This is a genomic window from Acidobacteriota bacterium, from assembly GCA_035529075.1.
GTDB lineage: Bacteria > Zixibacteria > MSB-5A5 > GN15 > FEB-12 > DATKXK01.
This window is the reverse complement of sequence record DATKXK010000005.1, coordinates 48,348-71,263: the sequence shown is the minus strand read 5'-3', so window position 1 is coordinate 71,263 and position 22,916 is coordinate 48,348. Positions and strand designations below refer to the sequence as shown.

Genomic DNA, 22,916 nt, shown 5'->3' with positions numbered 1-22,916 from the left:
TGATGACAACATATCATAACAGCAATTGCGGGCGCGTCGCCATAACGCTCCTGCTGATAACGTGCGTACTGGTTTTCTGGGCTTTGCCGGCACGAGCCGAAAGCGGCTGTTCCGGCGAATGTGACAGCCCCCTTGCCAGAGAGCTTCATACTTTCAGCCCCGACACTGACATAGCCGCATGTCCGCCGCCGGTGGCCGATTTCTGCGCCTGCCCAAGAAAAGGCTGCGATTCGCTCAAGGTGCACTTCACCGACTATTCGCAGGGCTACATCTACCAGTGGCAATGGGACTTCGGTGATCCCGCCAGCGGCGCCGCCAACTACTCGGTCGAGGAGAATCCAACCCACTGGTACATGTCACCGGGCCTGTATACCATCACCCTTACGGTCACCGGACCCGGCGGCCAGGACTCCGAGACCAAGAGCCACTACGTAGAGATCAAGACCTCCCCCACGGCCGACTTTACGACCAAGTCACGAACCGGCTGCAGCCCCTTCAAGGTCAGCTTTGAAGACCAGTCGACCTATCCCGATACGTGGGCATGGACTTTCGGCGACGGCGGTTCCTCGACCGAACAGAATCCGAGCCATACCTACACCGCTCCCGGCACGTACGACGTTACCCTGACTGTGACCAACATCTGCGGTGATGACACCGAAAAAAAGACTGAGTACATCACCGTGCTCCCCGAACCTACCGCTGATTTCAAGGCTGATCCTACCGAGGGCTGTGCTCCCCTGGCGGTAAAGTTCACCGACCTGTCGCAACACGCCGAGTCCTGGTCATGGCAGTTCGGTGACGGCACGACCTCGACTGACCGGCATCCCACCCACACGTATAACGATGCGGGTGTCTACGACGTGACGCTCAAAGTCAGCAACGCCTGCGGTGATGATACCGAAACGAAGACCAAGTATATAACGGTCTTTGGCGGCCCGACGGCTGACTTCAGCGGTGATCCGAGGTCCGGGCTTGTTCCCCTGACCGTCGATTTCAAGGATCATTCCACCAGCGAGTTGAAGATCAACACCTGGTCGTGGGATTTCGGCGACGGCGGCACGTCCGACGTGCAGGACCCTTCGCACACCTACACGGCTGCTGGTCGGTACACAGTCACGCTGACGGTCAGTGATGAGTGCGGAGAGGACACCGAGGAGAAGGTCGAGTATATCTACGTCTATGATATCTGCTCGGTGGACTTTTCCGGCAAGCCCTTGCAGGGATGCGCCGAGTTGACCGTCGACTTTGCCGGGACTTACAGCGGTCCGTGTGAGATCAGCGAGTGGATCTGGGATTTCGGCGATCCCGACAGCGGCGGTGACAACGCCGGCTCCGGCCAAGACGTTCAGCATATATACAAGGCGGCCGGGAAGTACACCGTTGCCCTTGCGGCCGTCAACGGCGACGACACCCTCCGCGTCACCAAGGAGAAATATGTCACCGTGTACGGCGGGCCGTCCGCCGCTTTCAGCGCCTCACGCAACAGCGGCACTGCCCCGCTCTCGGTCGACTTCACCGACCTTTCCACGAGCGAGCTTGGCATCGACTCCTGGTCGTGGGACTTCGGCGACGGCGGAACCTCGGACGCGCAGCATCCGACGCACGTCTATACGGACACCGGCACCTACACGGTGGAGTTGACGGTTGTCGATGCCTGCGGGCAGGACATGACCTCCGGGATTATAAAGGTCTCGCCCTCATTATCGATAACAAAGGAAGTCGATAAGACGACCGCCTTCAGCGGCGACACGCTGCTCTACACGCTCACGATAAGAAACAACAGCCGGGATATTGAGGGACCAATCATGGTCGTTGACACCGTACCGGATTCGACCGGCTACGTTCCCGGCAGTATCATCGGGGTAGGCAGCTACGATCCCGGAGAGGACCTGGTCAGATGGAACATCCCGGCTCCGGATTCAGGTAAGGAAGTGCAGTTGTCCTTCAAGGTCATTCTTGACGGGCCGTTTACAAAGTTCCCGACGGTAGTCTCGAACCTGGCTGTCGCAAGCTTCGATGAACCGAGCGCGGCCGCCGCCTACCCCCTGTTGTGGGTCAGCAACAGGGTTGAGACCGTAGTCGATGAACCCACCGGTACCATGGGAATCAGCAAAGACGTCAGCGCCACGCTGGCTTCCCCGGGTGACCCGCTTACTTATACGATTACCGTTATCAATGACAATCCCGCGATAGCACAGGACGTGGTTGTTCTTGACGCCATCCCCGATTCCACGACATACGTCCCCGGCTCCATTACCGGCGGAGGTGTCTGGGATCCCGCCACCGACAGCCTGTTCTGGGACCTGGGCGACTTCAGCCCGTTCGAGTCCAGAACGCTGAGCTTCCAGGTAACGATCGATCCCGACGTCGCGGGCGGACAGGAGATTCCCAACACCGCGCTGGTCAACAGCTCTCTGGGCGGCGAACAGAGCAACCGGGTCGTGACGGCCGTCAGCCTGGTGCCCATCGTGATTACCAAGACCGTCAGCAAACCGAGCGGGATGTTCGGCGACCTCGTCCGCTTCACGATCACGGTCGAGAACTACACGAACCAATTGTTCACGGACGTGCATGTGATCGACACGATGCCGGGCGGCATCTTCTACACCGCCGGCACGTCACTTCGCAACAGCGCAAGCGTATCCGACCCGGCCGGTGACAACCCCTACGACTGGCCGCTGGACGAGCTGCCCCCAAGCGGTACTATCACGGTCGAGTATACGGCCCTCATCGGCGCCTCGGCCCACCCCGGGGTGAACGAGAACGTCGCCAGGGCGTACGGTTACCAGGGCGCGAACCTGGTTCGTTCCAACCGGGCGGTGGCTCAGATTTACGTCCTCAGCTACACCCTGACCGGAGCCATACGCGGCAAGGTTATGGTCGATTGCGACGGTGACGGCATCGCCGATATGGATTACGCTCCCGTCGGCACGGACGTTTACCTCGACGACGGCTCGCAGTCGCGTGTCAACAAGGAGGGCATGTTCTACTTCAGCACCGTCAGGGCCGGTGAACGCGTCGTGGCTCTGGACGAGAGAGACCTTGACGGCTACTACATTCCCGAGGGTGCTCAGGCGTCGGTCTTCGTTCACGTTCACGAGACGGGCGAATCCTACGTCATCTTCCGCATCTGCCCCGAGTACCCGCACCTTGATATCACGAAAAAGGCCTCGATCGTTCCTACGGTCAAGGTTACCAAGACGGCCAGGCTGAACCCGGAGAAGATTACCGACAGTCTGGGCGCGATGGTCGACTACCAGATAGACATCAAGTCCAACGGTTTGGCCGACCCGACGCAGGTTCGGGTGGTCGATTCCTTCCCTTCAGACGCGCGTCTCATGCTTGACGAGAAATTGTCGCTCGTACCCATACGAGACGGCAGTCAGCTCGTCTACGAGGTGAGCGCGGCGCAGGAACGGCTGCAGAAGTCGGCGTACTATTCGCTCAGGGACCTGTCACCCGGCGTCCGGCGGTTCCTGACCAACAAGGTGTATCTCGAAGGCGACCTGGCGCGGGCCGGAGAGCCGGCCAGGCCGGTGTTTTCCGAGCCCATCGAGGTAGCGGTGGGGCCGTTGCAGCTCGCTCCTCCGCAGGACATCCAGGTCACCCTGACCCCGGCGCTGTTCATAACCGCCAAAGCGTTTCTCCAGCCGCCGGCTATCTCGCAACTGGAGGCGGTGGCGGATTCGATTCAGAAATACGCCGATGCCGACATCAAGGTCGAGGGTCACTGCGACTATCGCCGGATTCACACCAAGCGGTTCCCCTCCAACTGGGAGCTTGGCGAGGCTCGTGCCAGGGCGGTCGTTGACTGGCTCGTGGAAAACCGTGGCGTCGACCGTGACCGGCTGGCCTACGAGAGTTTCGCGGCCACTCGTCCGATTGACACCGGCCACACCGAGAAGGCCTGGCAACGCAACCGCCGCACCGAGGTAATCATCAAGGCCAGGGTCGCCGGCTTCATCGATCCGGCCGTCCTTGGGGCGGACAAGTGGGAAAGCTCAACCTCGCTGGCTCTCGATCCGGTGAAGTTCGACACCCTCTTTGAGCCGCCGCCCACTCCGATGGAGATCGGTCTGGATGACTCATGGGAGATCGTCCTGACGGTCGAGAACGTCGGAACCATCGCCGCCGAGAACGCCGTCCTGACCGACGTTCTGCCCGACGGCGTTGAGTACATCGGCAACAGCGCCACCATCGACGGCAGGGCCATCACGGCCGACGTCAGCGCTCAAACGTTGAACGTAACCCTGGAGCGGGTCGATCCGTCGCAGACGATCGAGTTGCGGTACCGCGTTCGTGCCCTTCAGGGTCGCACGCCGACCGGCGGCGGCGCGGCTTCGATTGAGGTTATAACCTCGAACAATCTGCCTGTAGTGCAGAAATCGAACGAAGTCCGCTTCAAGTAGTAACTAACGCATATGACAAACCTCCCCTCATGGTCCGACCGTGGGGGGAGGTTTTGTGTTGTGTATCGACAAACGACACCCGTATGCACGTACATTCCCTATACACTAGAAGCATCGATGATCGAACCTGAGCGCAGCGCGGGCTAAGACGCAGCGTGAAGCTGCCGATCTAAGGCGATTTCATCGACCTACCGAAGAACCAGCTGACTGATACACCGGCGTAAACACCGCCACCACCGTCGATGTGATACCGGGAACCCTCTGCTGCAAAACCCATAGCCAGTTTGGAATACTCCACTACTGCTCTGATTGATACGATTCGTAGAACGAACAAGTCTGCCCCGCCTTCTATGTACCAACCAGTCCCGTCTGCTTGTACGGTCAAGTCCATGTATTCCTGTTCGCCCTGATAATCGACCTGCCCGCGTATTGTCTCCTCTGCATCAGTGTGGATTATCCCCCCTCCGACGAAGGGAACCAAAACCCTGCTCCGCTTCGTCGAATCTACCAGGAAATGCCGCAAGCCTATATGAAGAAAACTCTGTTTCCAGACTGCCGTCCCGTCAAAATCGATAAGGCCGATTTCTACCGGCGTACCGCTTTTCTTCCACGTTCTATACTTAACGCACAGAAAGAGCCCGATATCTGCCACGCCAATGCCGGCTTCTCCTCCATAGGACAACCCATCCCTGCTTCCGTAAACATCCTTATAATCGTAGCCGACACCAAGTAATTCAATTCGCGGATACGAAAGGCGGAAACTGCCCCCGGTAAAGGACAAGAACGCAGCCCCTCGATGCCTCGGCTGCTTTTCCACGTCCACAGAGCCTGTGCCGGGCGGGATGTTGCCCCCGAACCCCGGGCGAGAACCAAAGACCGGTTCCAGAGGTACGTTCTCCCAGGCCGTCACGGCTGAGCCAAACGCAACTCCAATCAAAGCTCCGACCGCTGTGCAACCGCCAAAGAGCGGTACAATCATATGGCGGTTGCTTTCCCCGAACAGACCTTCCGTATCGTCCGCACTGGTTTTTAGATACACAACGAAGGCGGTAAATACACCGAGCGCCCCCCCGAGCATAGCCCCTTTACGCGCTTCGGTGCCGCCCGGACGCTGGAGCTTCCAGATCTCATCTCCGGGAATCGATATGTGTGAGCCTCTTAGTGACACCCCCTCGAATCCATCAGAAGTCAATAGGCCACGGCGACCTTCAGTCCTGGAACCGTCGGTCAGAAGCACCCGGTAATGCTTCAGCTCAATACTATTGTCCTCCGCCGGCAGATCCTGAACGGCCAGCAGAATCGCAAACGCTGCGATAGACAGCGACAGTTTAGTCATGGACACATGCCCCGACATGAGATAGGGCCCTGTAGCCCGTCGCATGCGAGGGGCTTCTCAGTTCTCGGGTGTCATGTCGAAGAAGTCAAACCCCCGTATTACAACACAAGAATAACGCCGGCGCCTGCGATTGTCAAGGACTATGCCGGGTTGGTTGGCGGACGTCCTCTCGCGTGCAGCCCCGGCGCGCAACCGTCATCGTTCTATCCCCCGGCCCAGACAGGCATGGTCGACAGATCGATGCTGAATACGAACAGGCCGAGCACGTAGATAAGTGTTGTCAGCAGAACAATGCCGATCAGATTCATGATGAGGCCGACCCGTACCATGTCGACCATCCGAACGCGGCCGCTGCCGAACACAATGGCGTTCGGCGGTGTCGCCACCGGCAGCATGAAGGCGCACGAGGCCGACAACGTAGCCGGGATCATCAGCAGAAGCGGATTGACATGGATCGCGAGAGCCAGCGACGCCAGCAGTGGCAGGATCATCTGAGTTGTGGCTGTATTAGACGTCAGTTCGGTCAAGAAGGTCAGCATGCCGCAGATCGATCCGACCATTACCACCGGCGGGACCGACTCCAGCCCGGTCAGTTGCCCCGCGAGCCACTGCGAAAGTCCCGACTCCTTGAAGCCTCCGGCCAGGGCAAAGCCCCCCCCGAACAGCAGCACTATGCCCCAGTGCAGGCGCGATGCCGTCGCCCAGTCGATCAGCCGCTCGCCCGGTCGGGAACGCGACGGAATGACGAACAGCAGCAGCGATACGGCGATGGCGATAGTGCCGTCATCGATAAACGACGGTACCGGCATCAGCGATGACCAGCCGGGCAGAGTGAAGGCGCCGATAGTGAGGTCGTTTCGGCTCAGCCAGGCCAGCGCCATGAGCGTAAAGAGAATCAGCACCAGTTTCTCTTCATAACTCATTCGACCGAGACGTCGGTACTCCTGGCGGAACGCGGCGCGCTCGCCGATTTTCGACAGGCCGCGCGGCACGAACATGGTTGTCACGACCAGCCAGGTGAAAGACAACATAACCAGGCTGCACGGCAGGCCGAAAACAAACCAGCGGGCAAAACCTATTTCAGGAGCGCCCGGAAAGCTGATTGCGAAAATCTGAACGAAAGCGGCGTTGGGAGGGGTACCGATGAGGGTCGCCAGGCCGCCGACAGAGGCCGCGTAGGCGACGGCGATCAGCAGACCGGTCGCGAACTTGCCCGTCGACCTGTCGGATGATTCATCGAATTTGAGCGTTACGGCCAGCGCGATCGGGACCATCATCATGGTGGTGGCGGTGTTCGAAATCCACATCGAGAGAAATGCCGTGGCGAGCATGAACCCGAGAATGATCTTCTTCGGGCCCCCGCCGATCAGCAGGATAACGCGCAAGGCAATGCGGCGATGCAGTTCCCAGCGCTGCATCGCCAGCGCCATTATGAATCCGCCAATGAACAGGAAAATGATATTGTTGAAATACGTGCCCGCCACCTCGCGGCCCGGCATGACGCCCAGCAGGGGGAAAAGCGCCACCGGCAGGAGCGCCGTGGCCGGGATCGGGATCGCTTCCGTGATCCACCATATCGCCATCAGGGCCGCCACGGCCGCCGTGCGGCTGACCAGGGGGTTGGCGGGATCAAGATCGACAAAGAGAAAGATCAGCGCTGCGACCAGCCCGCCGACCAGACCCAGGAGTCGTCTGTATCCGAAGGGCTGTCCTCTGTCATCTTCATCATTCATGGCCGATGACGCATCATAACCGTCAGCGGCGTAAAGAGTCAATTTGAATTGTTCATGCGAATGAAGGTCCGGTCGAACGTGGCGGCGACCTGCAAGATGCCATCGAGAACCTTAGAACATGGGTAATCATAGTCTTCGTCCGGCCCCGAAAGGCACGCGCGACGGCAACTCCGGCCGCAGGCGCGGTCTCCCCCGCACCCCTCGAGCACGGATGCGGGCACTTCCGGGTCCTGCGCATTATCCTTGCCAATCGACCCCAAAAAGGATATAATCGACCGTGTTAACCCGTGGACTCAGCTACGCGGGAGTTCACGTTCTGACATGAGGGAATTGAAAGGCAAGCGCACTAATCAAGTCCTGTAACACAACTTGGGCGCATTCAATCTTTGTTGAAGGAGGACGTACAATGACGCGCACTTCGCGGAAATCCACTCGGTTGCTGGCAGTCTCTCTCCTCGTCATCTGCATGACGGCGGTCCTTGGCCAGTCGCTCTTCGCTACAGTCTCACCGGACAAGTTACGTGTACCGGATGCCGACAAAGTCCAGATGATAACCCTGCGCGACGGCTCAATGCTCACCGGCAGGATAACGGAGATTAGAGCCGACAGCATCAGCTTCTCCTCGCAGGTGGGCGAGGTGACCATCGCTATTAACCAGATCGAGGACATACGGGAAGTGGCCAGTTCGTCCATAAAGGGCGGCAAGTACTGGTTCCCGAATCCTAATCGGACCAGGTTATACATTGCGCCGACCGGACGTACGCTGGAAGCCGGGCAAGGATACATCTCTGATCTGCTTCTGTTCTTTCCCAGCGCGGCTTATGGGCTGACAGACAACATCACCATCGGCGGGGGGTGTTCGCTGTTCCCCGGGGTCGACTTTGACAAACAACTCTGGTATCTGCTTCCCAAGGTCGGTATCTCGGTCACCGAATTGGTGTCGATTGCAGGCAGCGCCCTCATTCTCAGGATCCCACAATTCGACCAGGATTTAGTCGAGGAGCCCAAAGTCGCCGGTATTGTGTTCGGGACATGCACGATCGGCACGGACGACAAGAGCGTGACTATCGGTCTCGGTGATGGATATGTCGACGACGATTTCGCCGAGAAGCCGGCTTTCCTGATCGGAGGTGAGTTGAGGGTTGCCCGGAGATTGTCACTCGTCAGTGAAAACTGGGTTTTCCCGGAGATCGATCAACCGCTGATTTCCTACGGTGTGCGCTTTTTCGGTGAGAGCATCTCGGCCGATATAGGGTTTTTTACACCGGGCGGCGAGGACCTCTTCTTCCCGGGAATTCCACTGGTCAGTTTTGCCTATAATTTCTAAGGAAGATACTGGGATTACAGAACCAAGAGATCAGTCAACGCAGTCTTTACGGGGCAGGAGTCCCAAGCTCCTGCCTATTGTTTATTCAACCTGAAGACCCGCCAACTGTCTGCTCCCGACAAACGGCCGGTCGGGAGGTCCGGACCTGAATGCCCACCGGACCGGCAGATGGTCATATCTCCGTCCTCAGAATATCGAAGAACCGTTTTCTCGCCTGACGTTCTATCCAGGGCCTGTGCCCACAGTTCTTGAGCAGGAAAAATCCAAAGCTCGGGAGAATAGCCGACAGTGGTTTCTCGACTCCCTCGGCTGGATGCGGATCATAGGCACCGTGAATCGCCACCACCGGGCACCTGACAAGTCTACCGAGAGCCAAAAGCTTGCCGCTTCGTCTCAACTCCGCGGCATCCCGCCACACACTCTGAAAAACATCGACCTGGTAATCAATGGCCTCGGATTCATCCTCCAACGGAGCGTATGCATCTGCTTTTGAGAACAGAGCTCCAAACCGCGCGAAGGCCGCAGTCCTGTCTTCCGATGCCGGGTTATCCAGAATCCTGAGAACCGACTCCAACTCGGCCTTCTCCTTGTCGGTTAGACGGTCTAATCTGGTGTCTTGAATTCCTGAAGCATATTTTTCTTCATAGGGGCCGCTTCCAACGAGTATCAGTTTCTTGACGAAATCGGGATGCTTAGCGGCAAATATGAAACTGAGCCAGGCGCCCCAGGAGAAACCAATCAGAGTGACGGGAAGGTCTCCGTTTTGCTCCAGAACTACACGTAACTCTTCAACCTGCCCTTCAAGAGAGGTTGCGGTCTGCATCGGTTCCAGAACTCCCCGCTCGGCTGCAAGCTCGCGCGCCACCGGAGCCATCTCCCCCGCCGCACCCGGGCCACCGTGGATAACGACCACCGTAAACGGTGCCTCCCCGTGTTTTCTCAGGTTTCCCAGACAAACCTCCATCGCCTTCCCCGGAACTGACTCACCTCAGGGCGACTCAAACGTAACCGCCCACCTTTTCAGCGACACAAACTCCTCATACCTCACGTTTCTTGCGTATGGTCTCAGGACCTCCAAAAGCTCATCCCTTGAGGGGAAGTTCTTCACCACCCGGTACTCTGAGCCGTCAGCCAGCCTGCGGAGACTCACGCGGTTGCCGTCAGCGTCAAAGTAGCACGGCTCGTGTTCGAAATGTTCCCTCATGCACATATCCAGAAACACCGCCCGCGAGCCACGGCCCAGCTTCCCGGTAACCGTCTCCACAAGGGAAGGAATCATGCTTTTGGGAATATGCGACCACCAATCGGCTGCAAAGACCAGATCGAAGGTGCCGGCCACTTCGTCAAGAGTATACGCGTCGGCTACGGCCAGGGAGACGTTCTCGTATGCAGACAGTTTGGTTCGCGCAATTGACAATGCTGCGGGGCTTACGTCAACGGCCAGCACGGAGCGCGCACGCCGGGCCAGAACCTGTGTCCAATTACCGGTCCCGCACGCGACTTCCAGGACGTCCTTGCCGCGAATGTGACTTTCCAGGGTTTTGATCACCGGGTGCAGAAGTTTCTCCATGTCGGCATTCGACTTGTACCCCATGCACTCATCATGCCACGGTGCGTGCTTCTCGTAATACTCGTTCATCTCCTTGATCAGGCGTGCAGCTTCAGTGATATCGTTCATAAGCGTCCTGGAGTATGGCACTCGCATGCCCCGTACCCTGCGGCAGGGGCTTTGTTAACGGGTGTTGCGTCAAAGAGGGCCGTCCCCGAAGTTGTCGCACAAGAATAACCCGGATGGCGGCGAGGGTCAAGAATCAACCCGGAGGCATCTCCGGCTGAGGGGATCCCCTATAGTCTGAAAGCAGTTGCCAGGGCCGCTCAATTTGGTTAGCTTCCAACGTGAAGGTCAGGCTACGGTAGTTGCAACTGGTTTGCTGGTAAGGGAATAGACATATGCGTAAGGTTACCGTTCGCAAGGAAATACGTTGGGGAATCGCTGCGTTGCTCGTTGCCGCGCTTGGCGCCGGTTGTGGGAACGATGCATCACAAAAGGAAGGTTCGGCACAACCGGAGGGGCAGGAAGCCGCTGTCACCATAGGCGTCAGCCTGTTGACAAGAACGCACCCGTTTTACCAGGATCTCGAGGCGGGATTGCGGGAAGCGGCCGAAGCCGCGGGGTTCGAGCTGCTGGTGACGGCCGGTGAGTTTGACGTCGCCAAGCAGAAAGACCAGGTCCATGACTTCATAGTGCGCGACGTCAACGCCATCATCGTCTGCCCGTGCGACTCCAAGTCGATCGGAACGGCCGTCAGGGCGGCCAACGACGCCGGTATCCCGGTGTTCACGGCCGACATCGCTTGCCTTGCCGAGGGTGTGAAAATCGTCTCGCACGTGGCTTCGGACAACGTGGCCGGCGGACGTCTGGCTGCCCGGGCACTGGCAGAAGCGCTGGGCGAAACCGGCAAGGTGGCCATCATCGATCACCCCGAGGTGGAATCGGTAATCCAGCGAGTCAGGGGCTTTGAAGAGGAAATCGCGCGCCACGAGAATATCCGGATCGTAGCCAAGCTCTCCGGACACGGTGTCAAGGACCAGGCGTTCCGGACGGCGGAAGACGTGCTGCAAACGCACCCGGACCTGGGAGGAATCTTCGGTATCAACGATGATTCCGCCCTCGGCGCTCTCGCGGCCGTTGAAAAGGCCGGCAGAGCCGGCCGCGTGATGATCGTTGGATTCGATGCCGTACCGGAGGCACGTGAGGCCATCAAGGCCGGCAAAATCCATGCTGACGTTATCCAGATGCCCAAACAGATCGGCCGGAAGACCATAGAGGCGATCAGGACCTACATCTCCGGTGGTGAGGTCGCACCAAGCATCCTTATTCCCTGCGGTCTCTTTACCCAGACAGATACTCATGAGTCCTGACGACGGGAGCGAGACGCTGACAACCGAGCGACGGCCGGAGCCCGGGGTCCAGCCGGTGCTTCAGATGACCGGAATCCGTAAAGCCTTTCCCGGGGTTCAGGCGCTGAGGTCCGCCTCATTTAACCTGCTCGGCTCTGAAATCCACGCGCTGGTCGGCGAGAACGGCGCCGGAAAGAGCACTCTGATCAAAGTCCTTACGGGAGTGCACGGCGCCGACCGGGGACAGATCAGGCTCTTCGGCCGACAGGTGGCTTTTCACTCGCCCGTCGATGCCCTCCGTGCGGGCATCGCCACAATATACCAGGAGTTCACCCTGGTCGGGTCCCTGCCCGTAAGAGCCAACCTGTTCCTTGGCCGGGAGCGCACCCGGCGAGGCCTTATCGATGCCGGCTTTGAGCGCGGCAAAACGGAATCCGTCTTCGGTCGACTGGGCGCAGACATCGATCCGGACCGGCTCGTCACGGATTTGACCGTCGCACAACAGCAGTTGGTGGAAATCGGGCGGGCCTTGCTGGCCGAGGCCAGGATACTGGTCATGGACGAACCCACGGCGGCCCTGGCACCGCGCGAGGTTGAACGCCTCTTTGCCATCCTGAGAGACCTTGCCGCGCGGGGTATCGGGATCATTTTCGTCACCCACCGCCTGGACGAAGTTTTTGCCATTGCCGACCGCGTGACGGTGATGCGCGACGGCGAGACCATCATCACTCGAAACACCGGCGAACTCAGCCGACATCAGCTCATCGAGCACATGGTCGGACGTCCCATAGAGGATGAATTCCCCAAGGTTCGCGCCGTGGCGGCGAAACGCCGGCTGGAAGTACGGCGGCTCTCGGGCGGGCGAATACACGAGGTTTCGTTCTATGTGAGGCAGGGTGAAGTTCTCGCACTGGCCGGACTGATGGGTGCGGGACGCACCGAGGTGGCAAGATTGATCTTCGGGGCTGACCGAAAGGAAGGGGGCGATATCCTGCTCGATGGTCACCGCGTCGAGATCAATTCCCCACGGGATGCCATCAGGCACGGCATCTGTCTGCTGACCGAAGATCGAAAGGCACAGGGGCTTATTCTCAAGGCCTCGGCCAAAGATAATTTCGCGCTGCCGAACCTGGCCTCATGGTCGCGTCTCGGGTTCATTGACCACACGACAGAGTTGTCGCGGTTTCGGGCACGCGTGCAGGATCTGAATATCCGCCTGGCAGGCCCCGGCCAGCTGGCGGCGTTCCTGTCCGGCGGCAACCAGCAGAAGCTCCTGGTCGCACGATGGCTGGAAACGAATTCGCAGGTTATCCTGTTCGACGAACCCACGCGGGGCATTGACGTCGGGGCGAAATATGAAATGTACCTGCTGATCGGCCGGCTTGCGGCCCAAGGCAAGGCCATTATCGTGATCTCGTCCGAGTTGCCCGAAGTGCTGGGCATCAGCGACAGAATCCTGGTCATGCGTGACGGCGAAATCGCGGGTGAAATAGAGGATGTCGCGAAGGCAACACAGGAAGATATTATGGCCCTGGCGGTGTAACGTGTCATTCTCCGGTTATGAGGTCACATTTGTCGCGCCGGAACAGCATGGAGCGGTTACCGGCAGGCGACGGTGTTGCTGGGCGCACCGAAAACCGTCCGGCGGAATGACTCGAAGGTGCATACAACGATGAAGAAACCGACACGAGCGGCGGTCTCGCGTGTCATGTCCGAGTACGGCATGCTGGGTGTTCTGCTGCTTCTGTGCCTGCTCTTTTCCATACTCACCGTTCGCGAGCAGCATCCGGGTGGCAGCGGAGCCGCCGAGGCCCTTTTCGAGAACGTGACAGGAGTTGTTCCTTCATCGGCCAGGCTGCTGATAGTGGCCCGCGAGACCGACGAGGACCGCGCCTTTGCCTTCTCGCTGCAGCAACTGCTGCTGCGTGACGGATACGCACCCCCCTCGATCATCACCGGTGACCCGGCTTCCGTCCGGGCAAAACTCGCGGCCATGGCCGATTCGGCGATTGTGATCGACCTGATATTTACAACCCACACGAATGCGCCGGTGGTGCAGGCGATCAAAGCGCAGCTTGTTCAGTTCTCGGAGGTTGACGTGGTCACACCACCGGCACGGCGCTGGCCGACCTTCCTGCTGCCGGACAACCTGCGCAACGTGGCCAACCAGATCACCGTTATCGCCATCATCGCCATCGGCATGACGATGGTCATTATCACGGCCGGGATTGATCTTTCGGTCGGCAGCCTGATCGCCCTTTCCGCCGTCTTGACGGCCTGGCTGGTCGGCAAGACCGGCGGGGCGGATGCAACCGCCACGGCCATGCTCCTGGCCTCTCTCGGTGGTATTGTGGTGTGCGGAGCCACGGGGGCATTCAGCGGCCTCATGATCACCCGCTTTCGCATTCCCCCGTTTATCGCCACGCTTGCCATGATGCAAGTGGCCGCCGGAGTCGCGTACATCATTTCGCAGGGTAAGCCCATCTACCGCCTTCCCGACGGTTTCATCTGGCTGGGACGGGGTTCAGATCCGCTGCTCAAGGTTCCGTACGCGGTCATCCTCATGTTTGTCCTGTACATCATAGCCCACGTCATTATGTCCCGGACAGCCGTCGGCCGGCACATCTATGCGGTCGGGGGAAACCCCGAAGCGGCACGACTGGCCGGCATCCGGGTCCGGCTGGTCATCTTCTCCGTGTACGCCGTGTGCGGCATGCTGGCCGGCCTGGGTGGAGTCATCATGGCCTCCCAGCTAAAAAGCGGGGCGCCGACCTACGGCCTGACGTACGAGCTGTATGTAATCGCGGCCGTTGTTGTCGGCGGAACCAGTCTCATGGGAGGTGAGGGACGCATATTCGGCACCCTGATCGGTGCCTTCGTCATAGGCGTGGTGCAAAACGGCATGAACCTGACCAACGTCGAGACATACACGCAGAAGGTGGTGCTGGGATGCATCATCCTCGGTGCGGTCCTCCTGGATCGACTGAAACAACAGGGTTTCCGACTGAAGTGGTTCAGATCGTTAGGCCCTCCCGGGCCTCGAAAAAAACAAGCCTGACACGAGTCTGAAGGAGAGAACCATGTGCAGAGTACTGACAGCGATTGCCGCCCTGGTCCTGGGCTGCCCCGCCACAAGTATAACCGAGTCGCCATCCGGCGTGTCCGGGGAGACACGGCCCGCGCTGTGCGTGGTAGCCACGTCACATCTTGATACCCAGTGGCGGTGGACGGTCAAAGAGACGATCACGAAATACATTCCCGCAACCTTTCGGGACAATTTCGCCCTCATGGAAAGGTTCCCCGACTACACCTTCAGTTTTGAGGGCGCCTACCGGTATATGCTGCTCAAAGAGTACTATCCTGAAGACTTTGAACGACTGAAACCGTACATCGCGGCCGGCCGGTGGCGAGTGGCCGGAAGCTGGGTTGATGCCTCGGACGTCAATGTTCCATCTTTTGAATCCCTCGTCCGGCACACTCTGTACGGAAACGGGTTCTTTGAACGTGAGTTCGGCAGGACCAGCCGGGACATCCTGCTGCCGGATTGTTTTGGTTTCGGCTACACGCTCCCTTCAATCGCCGCCCACTGCGGGCTGAAAAGCTTTTCCACGCAAAAACTCTCCTGGGGGTCATCGGTCGGCGTGCCGTTTGATATCGGTCTGTGGGAAGGCGTGGACGGGTCCTCCGTCATCGCCGCGCTGAAGCCCGGCAGTTACGGCACTGAAATCGAGAGCGACCTGAGCAGGGACAGCACCTGGATGGAGACGGTTGAGCGGCAGGGAAAGACCTCGGGGCTGTACGCGGCCTACATGTATTTCGGAACCGGTGACACGGGCGGGGCGCCTGATTCAACATCGGTTTACTGGCTTGAAAAATCGACAGCCGGTGACGGACCGATTCGGGTGGCGTCCGTGGGGTCCGATGACATCGTTGACGTTGTCGCGTCGGTCCAGGACGTGCACCTGCCCCGGTACAAGGGCGAACTGCTCATGACCCGACACGGCGTCGGCTGCTATACGTCGCAGGCCGCCATGAAGCGTTTCAACCGCAAGAACGAACTGCTGGCGGACGCGGCGGAGCGTGCCTCCGTCATCGCCCACTCGCTGGGCGGTCCGCGCTATCCCCGCGAGGCCCTGAGACAAACGTGGGTGCAGTTCCTCTGGCACCAGTTCCACGACGACCTCACCGGAACCAGCATCCCCGAAGCCTACCAGTATTCCTGGAACGACGAGATCCTCTGCCTGAACAAGTTCGCCGGTATCCTGACGGGTGCCGTTGAATCAGCCACGGCCGCTCTTGACACGCGAGGCCGGGGCGTTCCACTCGTGGTCTACAACCCGCTGGCCGTCGCCCGTCGGGACGTTGTCGAAGCAACGGTTGTCTACGTCGACGGGGCGCCCGATATGGTGCGCGTCTACGGCCCGGACGGCGCCGAGGTGCCTTCCCAGGTGAGCGCGACGTACGAAGACAGTCTGCACCTGCTGTTTCTTGCCGATGTTCCGCCGGTCGGGTACGCCGTCTACGACGTGCGCCCCTCGCAGTCGCCGTGCCAGGTGATGACAGAAGTAAAAGCCGGCCTGACCGGGCTGGAAAACGAACGCTACGCGGTTGAAATCAACGGCAACGGCGACGTCGCCTCGATCTATGATAAGGTCGAAAGACGGGGACTTCTCAGCCGCCCGGTCACACTGGAGCTTCTGTACAACAAGCCACGACAGTGGCCGGCCTGGGAAATCCAGCATGAAGATATCATGGCCCAGCCGCAGGTCCTCGCCGATGAAAATACGCAGATACGAGTTCTGGAAGAGGGCCCGGTGCGTGCGGCTGTACAAGTGACGCGGCGTCGGGGCCAGTCCGTCTTCCGCACGACAATCCGCCTGGCCGCCTCCACTGCCGGTGACCGCGTCGAGTTCGACAACGATATCGAATGGTACGAGCGCGAAACGCTGCTCAAGGTGGCCGTGACACCGGCGACACCATCCGAGCTTGTCACCTACGACCTCGGTCTCGGAACGGTACAGCGGGGCGTCAACCGGCCGGAACTGTACGAAGTGCCGGGACATCAATGGGCCGATATGACGCCGCCGGAAGGTGCATACGGTGTCGCCGTCCTCAACGACTGCAAGTACGGATGGGATCATCCCGACGAGGGTACACTTCGGCTTACGTTGATCCACACGCCCGGCATAGACGAGAACTGGTCGTGGGTTGAGGACCAGCGGTCGCAGGACCTGGGACGCCACAGGATGTTGTATGCCCTTCAGGGGCATCGCGGCGACTGGCGTGACGGCGGCGTTGCCTGGCAGGCGGCCCGGCTCAATCAACCCCTGCTGGCATTCCAGACCGGCCGACACGACGGTTCTCTGGGAAAGAGCTTCTCGCTCGTGCAGGTGGAGACTGGCGGGCAGAACCACCCGCCGGTGATGGTGAACGCCGTCAAGATCGCCGAAGACAGCGACGAGGTCGTGATCCGCCTGCGGGAACTGACCGGTGCGCCCGTCGACACGGTGCGGGTCCGTTTTGCTTTTCCCCTGACGGCGGCCCGCGAAATCGACGGAACGGAGAAGCCGATTGGTCAGGCTGAATTCGATAACGAGACTCTGATCACGTCCCTGACCCCTTACCGCCCCAGGGCGTTCGCGGTGAGATTCGCCGATCAGCGCCCGGTAGCGCAGGCGCCCGTGTGCGAGCCGGTGAGCCTGCCGTACAACCTGGATGGTGTCAGTTCGGACGAGGACCGAGGGGACGGCGATTTCGACGGCAGCGGCCACACCCTTCCCGCAGAGCTTCTGCCGGACACGCTGGTTCATAACGGCGTACCTTTGGTGCTGGGGACGAGGACGCCTCAGTCGCGCAATGTGCTTTCATGCGACGGCCAGACGCTCAACCTGCCGGCCGGCAAGTACAACCGGCTCTGCCTGGTGGCGGCGGCCGTTGACGGCCCGGCCGGGGGTACCTTTACGCTCGACGATTATGATACGACGCTGTGGATTCAGGACTATGCGCAGCCGCTCGGCCAGTGGAACAGCCGACTTATCGCGGGCGAGTTCGTGGAGGAAGCCGGCCGAATCGCCCCCGCCTATATCCTCAGGCAACCGGTTATCTGGGCGGGCACACACCGACACGGCCCCGACGGATACAACGAGGTGTACCAGTTCGTTTACCTTTACCTGTTCCAGCTTGACGTCCCGGAGAACGCACGCACACTGACATTGCCACGCAATCCGCGCATCAGGTTGCTCGCGGCGACGATGGCCAACACCGGCGGCGATCCCGTGCGGCCCGCCCGGCCCCTCTATGACGTTGCGCATGCAACCCTTGCCAGGGTGTCCGCCGAGCGCCATTCCTTCACCGACAGCATGGTTGTCCGCCTGCACTCCCCCGTACCGGCAGCAACAGTATACTATACCGTGGACGGGAGTGAACCGTCACTCAGTTCACAACAGTATGCGGTTCCGGTCGTGGTTAAGGAAACAACGCAACTGAACGCGCGGGCATTCCTCCCGGGGGCGGATGACAGCTACGTCACGCGTACCACCTTTACGCGGCTGGTTCCCCGACCCGCAGCCGATCTGGGCAGTCCCATGCCCGGGTTGCATTGCAGCTACTATGAAGGAGAATGGACGGAACTGCCGGATTTCGATGCACTGACGGTGGAACGGGAAGATACGATGGATTCCGTCGCCATCCCGGAGTTTGCGCAAGAAGAGGATTACGGGTTGGTCTTCACCGGATACGTGCGGGTACCCCGCGACGGCCTGTACGACTTTTTCGTCAATTCCGATGACGGCAGCGCCCTGTTTGTCGACGGCTCGTTGATCGCCGACAACGACGGCATCCACGGCGAGTGGGAGATCTCGGGCGAGGTGGCGTTGAAAGCGGGCCTGCACCCGATTGCCGTACGCATGTTTCAGCGCAAAGGAGGGCAACTGCTGGAGGTTTCGTGGCAGGGACCGGGTCTTGAAAGACGGCCGCTCAGCGCCGACATGCTCTTTCACGAAGGCGAGGCAAAAAGGCGGTAGCCGTTCGGCAAAAGTCCCGTACTCCTGACGACGGTCAGGACTGATCAGTCAGCCGGAGCCGCGCGGCCTGTTTGCTCACGGCCCGGCAGGACAGAATGAGAAAGGGCAGACCCACCGGGCCTGCCCTTTCGATAATCTCGGGTAAATCGCCCTACTTCAACAACAGCATCTTCTCCGTCTGCACGTGCTCTCCGGCCTGCAAACGGTAAAGGTACACACCGGTGGAGACCGGTCCCCCGGTCGACGACCTCCGTCCCAGGTTATCGCGTGTGCCCCGGCCGACTGCTCCCGATCGACCAGAGTCCGGACCCGCTGACCCAGCACGTTAAATATCTCGATTGTCACATGGCTCCGCTGTGGAAGAACGTACTTGATCGCGGTTGACGGATTGAACGGATTCGGATAGTTCTGACTTAGTTCAAAACCGTCTGGCGGTTCCAAGGGCTTGTAATCTTCAATGGCCGTGTAGGTATCACTCAGATTGAATAGAATCGACACATTGTCGGACGCCATATTAGCTACTGCCAGGTCGTTGTCACCGTCACCGTCAAGATCAATCGCGAAAACAGAGCTCGGACCGCGTCCCGCGCGATAATTGATCGTTGCAGCGAACCATGGTCCATCGCCCAGGGCATCAGGTATAACCAGCATCATTCCCACGATCAGCCACAACACCAGGATATAGCCTGATCTGAGGACGCTTTTCATCTTTACCTCCCCTTGCTTTTACAGTCTCTGAAACAGCTGAGTAAAAATGTTTCCGTTCGTCAGACACGCCTCCCCTGCGCGAAGGACCTTGCGGTCCCTGGGCGTGAACTCATCAATTCTGGTGTCAGGACACAGGTATAAAAGCAGATCGATGACGGGCTATGCTTGATATATGAATGTAACCACCGTGGATCATAAAGTCAACCATATTCTAGGCCGGGGAGCTCCGGCTTAACATGTACTGTCCATGCGCGACCGGTCAAACGCCCCGTGCTCCTGACGACGGTCAGGACTGATCAGTCAGCCGGAGCCGCGCGGCCTGTTTGCTCACGGCGCGGCATGACAGAATAAGAAAGGGCAGACCGCGCCGGCCTGCCCTTTGAGCTGTGCCCCTTGAAGGAGCCTATTTCAGCAGCAGCATCTTCTTCGTTTCAACGAAGTCCTCGGCGGTAAGGCGATACAGGTATACACCGCTGGCGTATTCGTTCGCATCCCATTCAACGGTATAGTAGCCGGCGTCCATCGGTTGGTCCACCAGTGTGGCGACTCGCTGCCCGAGGATATTGAAGACTTCCAGTTTGACCTGGCTATACTCCGTTAGGCTGAACTGAATCTCTGTCGTCGGGTTAAACGGGTTGGGGTAGTTACCGCCCAGTTCGAAAGACATCGGAAGATCAGCTGCAGCCGAAGCCTTCTGCTGACTTTCGCCGGCGGATTGAGCCGCAAACGTAGCCAGCGGGTGCGCTGTCCAGTATCCCGCATAAATCGGCGCAGAGAGCCTTCCGGCCGGCCCCGTCGCGTCCACCAGATACGGTCGCATCATTTCGTTGTCCTCGTGATCGAGGATGTGACAGTGCCAGACGTAGCCGTGGCCGCCATCCGGGCTGAAAGCAAAGTAATTGGTGGCCGTCGCCGTCGCATCAGTGGGAGCCCATCGGGCAATGACGGTTGTGACCTGGCCAGGATACATAATGAACGTGTCTTTCCATCCGCGCTCGTTAAAGCTGGCCGGAATGACCGGCCCCTGTATGTGAGGCGTCACATCCGGATTGCCGCCGAGGAAAGTGGTCCATACCTTTCCGGTCGGATCCGCCCCGGTGTTATAGTTTAATGGCGGGCCCCACCCCCCCTCGGAACCCATGGGGACTCCGGCGGCGGCAAAGGCGCTCATGTAGAGCTTGCTGTATTTGTTGAAATTGAAATTCCGGCGGCTCAGCAATTGGAACTGGACCAGGTGCAGGTGAATTGGATGAGCATCCGCTGTTAGATTGATGATCTGCCACACTTCGGTCTCGCCTTCCGTCATGAGCTCTGAATAGTGGGTCATGGACATCCCGGTCGGGTCAAGCGTAAAGTCGTTGTAAGGCCGCGGAGAGTCACCGGACCACTTGGTGTTGTTGACGAGCACTTCCAGCGGTCCTCCCATACCCATGACTTCGTTGAGGGTGAGTTGACGGGACTTATGAACCGGGACGGCCGGCGTACCGGTGGCAAAGTTGGCCAGTTTCTCAAGGGGTGTCGGCCTGCCGGCAATGATGCTGTTATCCGGAACGGTAAGCTGCCCGTTGACAACAAATTGCATGATTTGACCCAGCGTCGAACCTTTCGGCGGCGCTCCCTTCGGATAGGGCGTATTGCCTGAGTTCTTGAGGGTCCACGTGGCGTATGGCATTGCCGGATTGGGGTTGGCGACTGACCCGAAATCAATCACGATATCCGCTCGTTCACCCGGGCCGAGAACCAGATTCTGACCTAGATTAGGGTCAATGGCAACGGGTGCATCGAGGAGTCCGCCGTCCGTGCCCACCTGCCAGATAACCGGCCCCCTCATCTTCGTGGCAAGATCCTGAAGCCACAGTTCATAGAACCGGGCGTTGGAACCGTTGAGAAAACGGAGGCGGTACTTGCGTGGAGCGACACTCAAGTAGGGCCAGGTCTTACCGTTGACAGTGATGACATCGCCAACGAACTCGGGAATCCAATACGGATGGACCATCGGATTCGGAGCCAGAGGCGCGCCCGCCGGAAAATAGAGCTGCCCGTTTTGATCAAACATCCGGTCCTGGATGACAATTTCGATTTCCGGCAAATACGAGCTGCCGTGATTCGCGCCCGTGACAGGATCCACTTCCTGAACCATATTGTCCCCGGTCCAGCCGGGAAGCTGAAGCAGATCTTCCGCATCATCCTTCAGGAAGTAAAATCCCGCCAACCCCGCGTATACATTGAGACGCGTAAGGCCCAGAGCGTGATCATGAAACCACAGTGTCGCGGCCTCCTGCGTATTAGGATAATAGTATACGTTGGTCAGCGCTCCGTGACCGCCGTCGACCCCGCCGGGCGTATACCATGCGTCCGGACCTCCGTCAGACCATGGCGGGACTTCACCCCCATGGAGATGCCCGACCGTGGGAACAGCCCCCGTGTAGGGGGTCATGGCTGAGGTCATCATCGCCCAGTGCAAGGTTTGATCGACGGTCAGGTTAACAGCATCGTAGCTCTCGGGAAGGTTGTTGAGATAGAGGGCGTTCACCGGGATCCCTCGTTTGGCAACAACCGTGTGGGCCGGCCATAGGGGGCCTTTGGTTACAACGCCATCCGAAACCGCATATCCCCACACGTGGGTCAGGCCGGTGGTCGGGGACACGACGGTTCCGTTCGGCAGGACAGTGCCGGTCGAGAGGACCTGCTGATTGTTAGTCATTGTTTCAATTGTCAGCGGGGTACCCCACGCGGTTGCGTCAACTCGTGCACCCGGATAAGCGAAGTGGGGCAACGGGTCCACGAATTTGGGAATGGACCTGGGATCAAGCGGCAATTGGCCGGTACCGGGAAATTGCGCCAAAAGTGATGGCACAATAAATCCCAGCATGATCCCTAGCGCCAGGACGAATACTGGTCTAGCTAAGGTGTTTTTCATTGCTTCCTCCTATGGTTTAGTGGTGGGACATATTATCCCTTACATGTACCTATCAGCGTATGCTGCCGCGACGGCACCCAGAGACTGTTCAAAGTCTCAAGAGCCCGTTTTCGATGGATAGACTATGGTTGTCTGTTTCTGCGTCCCCGACACGCAGCCGGCTTCACCAGCCGCCTGGATCACATAGCAAGGGGCATTGGGACGATCGTTGTCTTTGTATATGAGTACAAGTTAGCCGCTAAATTCTATAGCCGGATCCCTGGTGATGTCAAGAGAAAAAATGCGGCCTCGGCCGCGCCCCGTGCGGTAACACTGCCGCAGACCGGATCAAGGGTAATTTACGGACTTCAGTCCCAATCGCGGTCGCTTTCCAGTCAAATCCATAACCCCATAACTTACTGCGCGGCAATAGACTCCGCCCGTCGGTGTCCGACTTCTGCTGAACCGCTACGACTGACACCTACATAAGGCGGGTCGGGTGGCCCACCATTTATGGTGGGTTCCTCCTTCCAAGGCAACCCGTGGATTGTCGTGGACTCTCTTGTAGACACAAATTTACT

Annotated in this window: 12 protein-coding genes; 6 read left to right on the top strand and 6 right to left on the bottom strand. The window is 59.2% G+C overall.

The genetic code is table 11. From position 1 onward, the window contains the following. The first annotated feature begins 2 nt into the window (after positions 1 to 2). The gene (locus tag VMY05_01135; protein ID HUV29682.1) at positions 3 to 4,409 is read left to right on the top strand and encodes a PKD domain-containing protein; all 4,407 of its coding nucleotides are present in this window, start codon (positions 3 to 5) and stop codon (positions 4,407 to 4,409) included. A gap of 169 nt (positions 4,410 to 4,578) precedes the next feature. Here VMY05_01135 and VMY05_01130 read toward each other — a convergent pair whose 3' ends face one another. Then, positions 4,579 to 5,745, bottom strand: a complete 1,167-nt coding sequence (locus VMY05_01130) for a hypothetical protein (GenBank protein HUV29681.1) — start codon at positions 5,743 to 5,745, stop codon at positions 4,579 to 4,581. Positions 5,746 to 5,948: 203 nt separating this feature from the next. Then, entirely contained in the window at positions 5,949 to 7,478 is a 1,530-nt protein-coding gene (locus tag VMY05_01125) for an SLC13 family permease (protein HUV29680.1), read from the bottom strand. Positions 7,479 to 7,884: 406 nt separating this feature from the next. Between VMY05_01125 and VMY05_01120 the strand changes: the two genes are divergently transcribed. After that, complete coding sequence (locus VMY05_01120; GenBank protein ID HUV29679.1) at positions 7,885 to 8,805, top strand: hypothetical protein; 921 nt, start codon at positions 7,885 to 7,887, stop codon at positions 8,803 to 8,805. A gap of 172 nt (positions 8,806 to 8,977) precedes the next feature. Here VMY05_01120 and VMY05_01115 read toward each other — a convergent pair whose 3' ends face one another. Continuing rightward, on the bottom strand, positions 8,978 to 9,769 hold the full coding sequence (locus VMY05_01115; protein HUV29678.1) for an alpha/beta hydrolase: 792 nt from the start codon (positions 9,767 to 9,769) through the stop codon (positions 8,978 to 8,980). Positions 9,770 to 9,793: 24 nt separating this feature from the next. Then, a complete protein-coding gene (locus VMY05_01110; protein ID HUV29677.1) occupies positions 9,794 to 10,510 on the bottom strand; it encodes a methyltransferase domain-containing protein in 717 nt (238 codons plus the stop codon). A gap of 245 nt (positions 10,511 to 10,755) precedes the next feature. Here VMY05_01110 and VMY05_01105 point away from each other — a divergent pair, with 245 nt between their 5' ends. From VMY05_01105 to VMY05_01090, 4 genes are all read left to right on the top strand, one after another. Further along, positions 10,756 to 11,727, top strand: a complete 972-nt coding sequence (locus VMY05_01105; GenBank protein HUV29676.1) for a substrate-binding domain-containing protein — start codon at positions 10,756 to 10,758, stop codon at positions 11,725 to 11,727. Further along, a complete protein-coding gene (locus VMY05_01100; GenBank protein HUV29675.1) occupies positions 11,717 to 13,249 on the top strand; it encodes a sugar ABC transporter ATP-binding protein in 1,533 nt (510 codons plus the stop codon). The genes VMY05_01105 and VMY05_01100 overlap by 11 nt, the downstream gene beginning before the upstream one ends. A 129-nt stretch (positions 13,250 to 13,378) precedes the next feature. Next, positions 13,379 to 14,764 (top strand): ABC transporter permease, encoded by a 1,386-nt coding sequence (locus VMY05_01095; GenBank protein ID HUV29674.1) that lies wholly within the window; start codon positions 13,379 to 13,381, stop codon positions 14,762 to 14,764. Between the two features lie 22 nt (positions 14,765 to 14,786). Further along, a complete protein-coding gene (locus VMY05_01090; GenBank protein ID HUV29673.1) occupies positions 14,787 to 18,728 on the top strand; it encodes a glycoside hydrolase family 38 C-terminal domain-containing protein in 3,942 nt (1,313 codons plus the stop codon). A gap of 156 nt (positions 18,729 to 18,884) precedes the next feature. Here VMY05_01090 and VMY05_01085 read toward each other — a convergent pair whose 3' ends face one another. Together VMY05_01085 and VMY05_01080 are read right to left on the bottom strand one after the other, a co-directional pair. Beyond that, a complete protein-coding gene (locus tag VMY05_01085) occupies positions 18,885 to 19,436 on the bottom strand; it encodes a FlgD immunoglobulin-like domain containing protein (GenBank protein HUV29672.1) in 552 nt (183 codons plus the stop codon). 403 nt (positions 19,437 to 19,839) lie between these two features. Continuing rightward, positions 19,840 to 22,140, bottom strand: coding sequence for a multicopper oxidase domain-containing protein (locus tag VMY05_01080; GenBank protein HUV29671.1), 2,301 nt, complete (start codon positions 22,138 to 22,140; stop codon positions 19,840 to 19,842). Between the last annotated feature and the right edge of the window lie 776 nt (positions 22,141 to 22,916).

Coding starts and splice junctions, on each gene's coding strand:
- VMY05_01105 (HUV29676.1), top strand. CDS start 10,756: ATGCGTAAGGTTACCGTTCGCAAGGAAATACGTTGGGGAATCGCTGCG.
- VMY05_01120 (HUV29679.1), top strand. CDS start 7,885: ATGACGCGCACTTCGCGGAAATCCACTCGGTTGCTGGCAGTCTCTCTC.
- VMY05_01095 (HUV29674.1), top strand. CDS start 13,379: ATGAAGAAACCGACACGAGCGGCGGTCTCGCGTGTCATGTCCGAGTAC.
- VMY05_01130 (HUV29681.1), bottom strand. CDS start 5,745: ATGACTAAACTGTCGCTGTCTATCGCAGCGTTTGCGATTCTGCTGGCC.
- VMY05_01080 (HUV29671.1), bottom strand. CDS start 22,140: ATGACTAACAATCAGCAGGTCCTCTCGACCGGCACTGTCCTGCCGAAC.
- VMY05_01085 (HUV29672.1), bottom strand. CDS start 19,436: ATGAAAAGCGTCCTCAGATCAGGCTATATCCTGGTGTTGTGGCTGATC.
- VMY05_01125 (HUV29680.1), bottom strand. CDS start 7,478: ATGAATGATGAAGATGACAGAGGACAGCCCTTCGGATACAGACGACTC.
- VMY05_01090 (HUV29673.1), top strand. CDS start 14,787: ATGTGCAGAGTACTGACAGCGATTGCCGCCCTGGTCCTGGGCTGCCCC.
- VMY05_01135 (HUV29682.1), top strand. CDS start 3: ATGACAACATATCATAACAGCAATTGCGGGCGCGTCGCCATAACGCTC.
- VMY05_01110 (HUV29677.1), bottom strand. CDS start 10,510: ATGCGAGTGCCATACTCCAGGACGCTTATGAACGATATCACTGAAGCT.
- VMY05_01115 (HUV29678.1), bottom strand. CDS start 9,769: ATGGAGGTTTGTCTGGGAAACCTGAGAAAACACGGGGAGGCACCGTTT.
- VMY05_01100 (HUV29675.1), top strand. CDS start 11,717: ATGAGTCCTGACGACGGGAGCGAGACGCTGACAACCGAGCGACGGCCG.